The organism is Sporosarcina sp. E16_8, assembly GCF_017347095.1.
GTDB lineage: Bacteria > Bacillota > Bacilli > Bacillales_A > Planococcaceae > Sporosarcina.
In genome coordinates, this window is record NZ_JADPRZ010000077.1 from 1 (window position 1) to 9249 (window position 9249).

At 35.0% G+C, this 9249-nt stretch carries 10 protein-coding genes; 6 read left to right on the top strand and 4 right to left on the bottom strand.

Features of this window, described 5'->3' with window-relative positions; genetic code table 11:
- The 3 genes from I2484_RS20155 to I2484_RS20165 form a co-directional block, all read left to right on the top strand.
- On the top strand, positions 1–660 hold a 660-nt coding region (locus I2484_RS20155), incomplete at its 5' end, for a hypothetical protein (RefSeq protein WP_207152850.1).
- A gap of 807 nt (positions 661–1467) precedes the next feature.
- Positions 1468–2469 carry a replication initiation protein gene (locus I2484_RS20160; protein ID WP_186673849.1) on the top strand — a complete coding sequence of 334 codons (1002 nt, stop codon included), beginning with the start codon at positions 1468–1470 and terminating at the stop codon, positions 2467–2469.
- A gap of 4 nt (positions 2470–2473) precedes the next feature.
- Positions 2474–2791: a hypothetical protein gene (locus tag I2484_RS20165; RefSeq protein WP_186673850.1), complete on the top strand. Its 318-nt coding sequence runs from the start codon at positions 2474–2476 to the stop codon at positions 2789–2791.
- A gap of 546 nt (positions 2792–3337) precedes the next feature.
- Here the strand turns inward: I2484_RS20165 and I2484_RS20170 are convergent.
- Positions 3338–3889, bottom strand: coding sequence for a DUF3967 domain-containing protein (locus I2484_RS20170; RefSeq protein WP_186673851.1), 552 nt, complete (start codon positions 3887–3889; stop codon positions 3338–3340).
- A gap of 654 nt (positions 3890–4543) precedes the next feature.
- Here I2484_RS20170 and I2484_RS20175 point away from each other — a divergent pair.
- Both I2484_RS20175 and I2484_RS20180 read left to right on the top strand, forming a co-directional pair.
- On the top strand, positions 4544–4849 hold the full coding sequence (locus I2484_RS20175; RefSeq protein WP_207152851.1) for a plasmid recombination protein: 306 nt from the start codon (positions 4544–4546) through the stop codon (positions 4847–4849).
- Between the two features lie 35 nt (positions 4850–4884).
- Positions 4885–5490: a nucleotide exchange factor GrpE gene (locus I2484_RS20180; protein WP_207152852.1), complete on the top strand. Its 606-nt coding sequence runs from the start codon at positions 4885–4887 to the stop codon at positions 5488–5490.
- 429 nt (positions 5491–5919) lie between these two features.
- Here I2484_RS20180 and I2484_RS20185 read toward each other — a convergent pair whose 3' ends face one another.
- From I2484_RS20185 to I2484_RS20195, 3 genes are all read right to left on the bottom strand, one after another.
- Positions 5920–6510, bottom strand: coding sequence for a hypothetical protein (locus I2484_RS20185; RefSeq protein ID WP_186673844.1), 591 nt, complete (start codon positions 6508–6510; stop codon positions 5920–5922).
- A gap of 22 nt (positions 6511–6532) precedes the next feature.
- On the bottom strand, positions 6533–7039 hold the full coding sequence (locus tag I2484_RS20190) for a peptidoglycan-binding domain-containing protein (protein ID WP_186673846.1): 507 nt from the start codon (positions 7037–7039) through the stop codon (positions 6533–6535).
- A gap of 348 nt (positions 7040–7387) precedes the next feature.
- A complete protein-coding gene (locus tag I2484_RS20195; RefSeq protein ID WP_186673809.1) occupies positions 7388–7951 on the bottom strand; it encodes a recombinase family protein in 564 nt (187 codons plus the stop codon).
- 593 nt (positions 7952–8544) lie between these two features.
- On the opposite strand from I2484_RS20195, the gene I2484_RS20200 reads away from it, so the two are divergent.
- Positions 8545–9081: a zinc metalloprotease gene (locus I2484_RS20200; RefSeq protein WP_186673847.1), complete on the top strand. Its 537-nt coding sequence runs from the start codon at positions 8545–8547 to the stop codon at positions 9079–9081.
- Positions 9082–9249 lie beyond the last annotated feature (168 nt).

Genomic DNA, 9249 nt, shown 5'->3' on the forward strand with positions numbered 1-9249 from the left:
CCCATTCTAACTGTATGTATTGTATTAGGTGTTGCGCTGTTTTTTCTTTCAAAATCAATGTTTACAACAGAAGAAGTTGCTGAACCAATAACTTATGAAGTCGAGTTTTCTCCTGATTATGAAGTAAATGGAGATGTTAAAGGCATTGTAGCCAACTCTGATTATATTGTTAAAGGACACTATGAGAAATTTGTAGAGGACTGGAACATGGGAGAAAATTATTTAAGCGAAGTTTATACTTTTATTGTAGATGAAGAATTGGCAGGTGAAACTGGAAAAACGATCGAAGTAGCAATTCCACACACTGTTTATTTAGAGTATAATGAAGCTGGAGAACATGTAGAAGCTGAATTAAATCTTCCTAACTATAATAAACCTGATTTAAATAAAGAATATGTCCTGTTTTTAAAGAAATTACAAACTAAAGATGCTTATGGACCTGCATCGGTACCTTTCCAGGTGGAAATTGGTTCAGATAATATAGTTGAACTTTTAACTAATACAGAAAATACGGAATCTAAAAAGGTAACAAAGTCAAAAAGTGTTATTCATTTTACATCTGAACGTATTGGTTTAAGCAAAATTGATAAAATTTCAGGAAAAAGTAAAGATGAATTATTCAAAGAAATTGATAATGAATTAGAAAACAAAATAAGATAATAACTATCTAAAGAAAAATATAATCAACTTACCCATTAAAAAACCTAGGTAGCTAATTATGAGCAATCTAGGTTTTTCTAGTTTACATAAATCACCTTCTCGGAAGTTGTTTCCAGTACAGGCCGAGGGGTAAACCCCCGTGTGACAACAAAGTGGAACCTGTGGTCCTCTGGACCTTGTATACAGCGTTTATACATCGTTGAGTTAACGGTCTTTCTGCTGAACGCTAGACGTGTCTAAATGAATAAATATACAAAGCAACTTGGTGAAATAAACCCCAAAATGCACTTTCAATCGTCTATATTCTAAAAACGCTGTAAAGACCCCTAGAAGGCGTTCTAAAATCAGATTGATAGATATATTCAATTCCTCTCTTAAAGTACATATACGAGCCTCCTGTGTGCTTCTGTAGCTATAATTAATAGATTCGAAGAGTAGGACAAGTTCGTTTATGGATTTGTTCTACTCTTTTTTTCTAGTAACGGCCTTTTGTTTTTGGAGTGAAATAATTTATTCTGATTTTTTATAGAAAAAGAGAAATGCATGATAATTAGCGAATGCTATATAATGATTTTATTTAAAGACTTAATAGACTTAATAACCTTTAACAGACTCACGAGCCTTAGAGCCACAAGGGTTACAGAGTTTTATTGAACTTTTTCTCTCCCTTTATTGAACTTTTTCTCTCCCATTACTGAACTTTTTCTCTCCCATTACTGAACTTTTTCTCTCCTTATATTGAACTTTTGTAATTAATAAAGTACAGTATGGGGAGAGAAAAAGGATAATGGGGAATGGGTGAATTGATTGGCTAGGGAAAACGATAAAAAACAATTGGTCTCTTATGAAAATGGCATTAAAAAGAGTAATGACTTTTCAATGGCGAAGTTGAGTCAGGGCTTAACTTTAAATCAAATGCAATTATTTGCTTTCGCTATTTTTTCAACGCAACAGGACGGGCACACGGGGTTCATAAAAGCCGATTTCGAAAGGAAGTTTGAACTTAAACGTTATTTAACCAAGGATGCCAAGATAGATGCACAACGATTATTGAATTTAAAGTTTAGTATTGAGGATTTGGAAAATGATTATTTTGAGTATTGGAATGTGTTTCAGTCAATTAAATACGATAAGGGTGAATTTCGTTTTAAATGGACTGACGATATGATTCCTCATATTTTGGAGTTAAAGGATCATTATGTAACAACTGATTTAACGATTACATCACAATTCAAGAGTGGCTTTAGTTGGACGTTATATGAATATTTAAAGGCCCGTTATGGGGCTTACTATTTACCCGTTTCAAAAGAGGCTCTCCTGCGTTTGTTCGGCGTTGAAAACAGAAAAACATATCAGTCTAATACAGGTCGATTCAAGGAAACTGTATTAGATGTTGCTATCGAGGAATTAAACAAGTACACCGAACTTGAAGTTTGGTACAAAGAAAAGAAAAAAGGTCGGGCTATTGTCGGATTTGAAATACATTGGTCAACAGGTAAAACAGTTCCGTTAGCAACAGATAATCAATCAGAGGAATTAAAAAGACTGATTGACGAAGTGTTTACGCTATGGGACGCTGTTCATCAAATGCAAAATGAAGAGAATAAAGAGAAAGCGAAAAAGCTAATTATAGAAACAGAAGAGATGCGAAAAGGCACAGGGGAGCAAGTTACTTCAAAAGAAGCAAGTGAATATATTCCACGGGCGAAAGATAATCTTAGATGGATTGAAATGATGTTGGAAAATGATAAAAAACCAGCTGTTAAAAAATCTGTACCCTTCTATAATTGGTTAGAAGAAAGAGTGTGATAACATGCAATCGACCATCATTAGCCTAAAGGATCAAACCGACAAACCCACTTTAAATGTTGATGAAACGTTTTGGCCACTGGTTCAATTTGTTGCGTATTATAGCCAACTTATTGAAATCAAAATGAAAATGGGAATTACTCACCGTTTTCTTCACTACTGGGCTTATGAAGTTATACAAAGCAATGACGACCATACAGAAGAACAAAGGCAAGAAATTTATAAATTCGAAGGGTGCAGCTATCGTTTTCCGAAGGACAGCGATGATTTTATAAAGTGGTTATATGACGAATCTAAAAAAAGAGATTTATTATTGTTTTGATTAAAAGAGTGTTTTCTAGAAACAGTATTAGATTCTCGTCTATCAAATTTAGAGGTTACAACATCAACGCTAAGAAGATTGATGATAGATATTAAAAAAAGTAACAGTCCAATATAAAAGGGTGAAGGTTAAAAATATGTTACTAGAAAAAAGAGCAACTGCTGCAGTTGCTCTTTTTAAATTTTCTTCAACGGTTTGTTTTAAAACTTGAGTGAAATCTGTTGTCGCTTCGTTCAAAAGTAATTAAAAAAGGAGTAGAAAATATGGCGAGAACTAATACTTTCTTTCAAATGAAATTGAATGAAGAAGAAGACAAGAAATACATTAGAGATAAAGCTAAAAAATCAGAATGTCTAGAAATAGCTAGAAATAGCTAGAAAGAGCATAAGGGAAAACTGGCCCCACTTCTGGTGTGGGACTAGGCGAAGCCTAGTGTTTTGGTGGGGTCAAGTTTTTTCATTTTAGGCACGCTAGAGTGACAGTCATTTAACAACTTTGTCACGCTAGCGTGACAGACTAATTTTAATAAACATCATTTACAAAGTGTTACCTCTTACCGAATATTTTTTCAAAAAAACTCTTCTTTTCCAAGGTGGAAGCGATTAGCTTTTTTGTTTCCTGCGATTCTTTTAAAGCCTGCATTAACTGAAGATCACGTTTATCAAGACTATTATTAATATAGTTTTGTTGCTCTTCAAGCATCAACAGAAACTGTTTGTTCTGTTCTTCTAATCGTTCTTGCCGTTCTAATATATCTAACAGTAGTTCGTTCTGAAGAACAGGTGGAACGACAGGAAGCGTCTGTTCTTCCGCTGTGTTCTCTCTGAGAACAGATGCTGTTCCTTCTGATTGATTAAACCTTGATATGACAATCTCAGATGCCGTTTCGAGTGTGATTCCTTTATTTTGAATGAGTTCTTTCATTCTCCGTAATATTAATAGGTCACGTTCGACAAATGCTCGGCTGTTATGTTGGCCCCTCATAAAAATGTGACCTTGATTTTCTAGAGATAAGCACCATTTTCTCAATGTACTGTCGCCAATTTGAAGTATTTCAGCAATTTCTTTACCCCAATAGGCATCTTCAAACTTGCTCATTGTTCGTTCTCCTCTTTTTCATGATAAAGAACACTTCAACTAATTATTAGAAATCCCTTTATAATGACTAGATTTGAAATGGTTTCGACTGGATTTTCGGTTATTATAGTTATTTTGATGATGGTTCAAATCGTGAATTAAGTCATGAAAAAGCTCTGAATTTAATCTTGTCCAGAGGGAGAAATATCGGGAAGTGTCAACGGTAAATGTCTGACTGAAGCAAAAGCGGAAGGAATTTAAGGAGTTGATACAAGAGATGATTCCCCACCCTCTTTTTGGTTCTCACCCCATGTGAGAACCTGCCACCTGGCGAAGGGAATTTTGGGGGTTTGCCCCTTTTGCAAAAGGGGCAAGGTCTGTTCTTTTGCACTTGATCTGGAAAAGCATTTGAACCTTTGCGAGAATCAGCAAAGGTTCAAATGCTTTTTTGTTACTAGAAAAAAACAACGGCTGCAAGCGGTTATTTTTTTCTGCTTTTGAACTTGGGAAGTCTGTCACGCTAGCGTGACAGACTTCTTGTTTTTCACCCTCGGAGAGCCCGCACCAATGAAATTGGTATAGTGGGCTATACCAAGGGTTTTGGTCCTCCTCCCCCCGATGTGCTATTCTTATCCCAATATGATTCGTTCCCCGATGTAAAAGGAGATGCAGTACATGGCGCAATTTGCGATTATAAGAATGCAAAAATTCCAAGTATCAGATGTGCAGGGCATTCAAAAACACAATCAAAGGCAAGGAACAAGCAAAAGTAATCCCGACATCGATTATTCAAAAACAGAGCAAAATTATGATTTGTTGAATGATCAAAATTTAAAATATGAAAGTGAAATTAAAGAAAAAATATCGGAGCAAGTGAAAAGAAAACCTCGTGCAAATTCGGTTGTCCTGTCAGAATTTATGGTGACAGCTTCGCCTGAATATATGAATGCACTTTCTGTAGAAGAGCAAAAAAAGATTTAGAAAAAGAAATAGACCAATTAGAAGATGAAAAATATGTGATTGAAGAAAGAATTGGTGATAGAAAAAAAGAGTTACTGGCAATGAACGAAGACATCCCCAGTGGGGAAGATATAAAAATTAAAATCGTGCGAAAAGAAAAGAAAACAGAGGTAATACCAAAGTCATTTGGGCGAAAAGAAACAATAGAAAAAGAAACAGGAAATTACGTTTTGTCGAATGAGGAAATGAAAAAAATAAAAAAACAACTAACGGCTGGTTCTGTTCTTAAAGGAAAATATGAGAATTTAGTAAAAAGTGATTTGGTCAAACTAAATGGTCAATTGAGTGGCTTGGTTGGTGATATGTCTGAACAAATGGAGGGACTTAAAAAGAGTAATTATGATTTAAAAGATGAACTTGATACTGCAAAAAATAAAATCGTTTCGTTAGAAGACCGTATAAGCGATTTAAAGGCTGAAATAGGATTAGTTTATCAAAGTGCCAAAGAATTCGTTAAAGAGCGTACAGAGGGCTTGAAATCGTTTAAGAAGGCTTTTGGTGACCTTGTAGATAAGGTGAAAGGAAAAATGAATACCAGTGAATTTGAAAGACTTCACAAGCGTGATTTAAGAAAAGAGAGAAATCAAGATTTGGAGAGATAAAAAAGAGCCCTCGAAGGCTCTTTTGTTTTTGTTAACTCATTTTTATCGAGTTAACCATTAAATAATATAGTTTACCAGTGGTTATCGTGGTTTACTTCTAAATTCAGAAGTTTTTAGGCTCATGCATCCTAATCCTTGTTCTTGCACTTGGCATGGATGTATGAAGAATGTACGACCGGTTGACATAACACCCGTTAGCGTGACAGATACATGAAAAATAATTTAAAAGTAAGAGTGATACTGCTCCAAATCGTCACTCAGATCATTACCAAGCGAGTAATCAAAAAGAAACCTGGTATGTCTCAATACAGAATCCTGAAAAAGAGGTTTTTGGAAGATAAAAAATGAAAGGGAAAATCCGAGAAAGTATTTCATTGAAAAAAGGTCACTCTCTCTATGAGGAGCGACCTTTTCCATAATGCAAAAATGTTATTGAAGATCCTTAATCATTTCCTCAGCCACATCTAACAAAATCTCGGTTTTTTGTCCGGCTATTGTAAATATTTCATTGTCTGTAATTATATGAAGAGTATTAGCATCTTCTTCATTTTCATTTAGGATGGCCTGATATCCACCTAGATTCAATTCCTTAAATCCACCTAGTTCTTCTGGATACCACGTTTTTACGTCTTCTACAAGAGACTGAGCTACTCCATACTCATTGATACTCTGAGCTACTAACAAATCACCATTCTCTGTATCTGTGGGATACCAAGTTTCAATTAAGTATCCTCCAGGTCGTTTTTCTGCGTTAACTCCTCTTGCTTCTCCAACAATATGGTCTATATTCTTTTCTTCAAGATTTAAAGGCATTTTAACTTCACTTTCATCAACACTATTAAACTTTACTGGTGCAAGGTCTTCTAAGGTTACTACCATAGGAACTTCTACATTAGGAACTTTTACTTCTTCTGCTATATTTTCTTCAGCACTTGTCTCAAGCATAACGTTACCCGCGAAAAAGGAAACACCAATCACGCCGAATGCTAAAGCAGTTGAGTAAAATGTTTTTCTTTTCATTAATAAAACCTCCTATTAATTATTAGTCTAACCACATGGTACTATTTTGTCTGATTACGCTATTGTTCGTTTTACTTATTAATCCAGAGAAGTATCCTGCTCCCGCACCGGTACTATACATTTTAAATTCAGTCACATACACTGAACTACCAGGATTACTGTACTTTCTAGTCCAAGTATCCACGTTGAATGTATACGTTTCCATTTTTCTCCAAGTCGCAGCTCCTGCTACTCCATCCGATGCCAATCCATTTCCACTCTGAAAGCTTTTAATGCCGTTGGCTGTGCCTGTCCCATAGTAGCCATCAATTGTCCCTACTGCTGAAGAATAACCAGATGACCATAGAGTTGATTGCATGGCTTCCACAAATCCACCACTCGTTGTGTATCCAGATCCAATTACTGGGAACGTCCCTAAATTGCGCCAGTCATAAGAAGCTGCTTTTACTTGATTTACTGAGCTAGATGTAAATACTAGTGTAAATAAAAGAAGACTAATTATGAAAATTTCTACTTTCCTCTTCATCATCACTTCGAATTCCTCCTATTCAAATTTTCCTATTTTTTGCTGCATTTGTAATATTACCATAATAAAAATAGTTTACCAGTTATCCGGAAATTCAAAACTGTTTTGTTGTCGAAATAAATCAAAAAACGCTCTAAAGTAGCTCCTTTCTTAAAAACGCCTTAAACAGCCCTAGAAAGCGCTCTAAAATTAGATTGATAGATATTATCTCCATACACAAACCATCGATTCAATCGCTGAACGGGCTTGTATGGTCCATACACAACAGGTTGACATAACACCAATTCACGGAAGTAGTTAACTCCATTACTCAATAAAAAAAGCTGCTATGAAAGGCAGCCAATACTTAAACTAAAGCAACCCTTTAGTTACTTCTCTTTTGGCACGGATTAGTGTGCTTTTAGAAATCCCTGTAATTTCTTCTACTTGCGTATAGGAATTCGTTTCCAATAGCTGTAAAGCGTGTGCTACTTGCTTTTTAGTGAATTTCTTCGGTCTACCTTCACGGAAATCAGGATTCTGCTTCGCAATGGCTTTCCCCTCTGCTAATCGTTCAACTATCATATCCCTGTCAAATTCCGCAATAGCTGATAACATTCTTAAAATTAATCTGCCCATTGATGTATCTTCTACAAGTCCCATATTTAATATGTGAACCTTGATTCCTTTTGAAAGCAATTCTTTGATTAGATTTACCCCATCCTCTGCCGATCTTGCAAAACGGTCTAGCTTCGTAACTACCAATGTATCCCCATTTTTCAGCAATGAAAGTAACTCTACAAATTGGGGACGATCCGCTTTAGTTCCAGTGAATTTCTCGGAATAGATTTTGTCGCAACCTTCACTTTCCAACGTCTGCAGCTGTAACTCTAAATCTTGTGACGCTGTACTTACACGACCATAACCATATTTCATATGTATTTGTCCCCTTTTTGCAGTTCACTTATGACAATTAGTTATGACACCACTTGATGCCTTGATATTACTGCATCCCGAAAACGGTGTCAATACCTCTAAGTTGTGACACCTACAATAGATAAAAAAGTCTCCCTTTCTAAATAAAAGGGAGACTTTTTTGGATCTAACATATTTCCATTGTGTTAGATTGAGAAGTATTTTGAGTACACTTTAATACATCTACTGTTTTAATTTTGATTTGGATGCTCCATGCCCCCTAGTAGACATAACACCCGTTCTGTACACATTTTCATCCTCTGTGGTGTAGCGCTGATTTTGCGCTACATGTATGGCTAACGGGTAGCTTTAGTTGAAGATCATTAAATAAGAAAGGTTTATTTCTTGTAAGAGAAATAGACCTTTTTAAGTGTGTATGCTGCATGCACCTTAATTTTTTTATTGTTCTTTCAAAAAACATAGAATAACTGATTAAATAGCGAGAATGTATTACTATGGCTTTGTAGTTAAATATAGGAAGTTCAAAAAAGGAGGAATTAATCTTTATTAAGTTTTATAAAATATTAAAAATATATAAAAGGAGATTAATAGAAATGAATAAAAATCTTATACTTTCTGTTTTATTAGTGATGATTCTTTTTTTTATATCAGCAACAACAACTAATGCCTACAGTTTTAATACTAGAAACTGGCCTAAAAAACCCCTGCAACCATATACTGTAACTTTACAGTATACAACCACCAATTCAACATATAAAAGTACTTTTACAACTGCTGTATCTGATTGGAATAGTGCTCAATCTAAAATCAAGTATGTTCTGACCGATAATATTGCTCCTAATAAGGTTGGTACAGAAAATGTAGATGACCCATCTCTTTATGGAACTTGTTATGCCCTTAATGGTTCTTCTCTATATTTTAATGCTGTGATAAATATCGGTAATCCACAAATTGTAAATAACTCTCTAACTCGGAGAAGTGCAGCAGTACACGAATTAGGACATGGTATTGGCCTTGGACATGAAACTCCCCCAGTTCTTTCAGTTATGAATTCACAAAGAGACAGAACTAAAGTTTACATTCCGCAACAGGATGATATACAAGGCGTAAATATGAAATATCCATATTAAGGAGGATTATTTGCAATGGTTAAAAAAACAAAAAGTAAATTAGTACCCATTCTAACTGTATGTATTGTATTAGGTGTTGCGCTGTTTTTTCTTTCAAAATCAATGTTTACAACAGAAGAAGTTGCTGAACCAATAACTTATGAAGTCGAGTTTTCTCCTGATTATGAA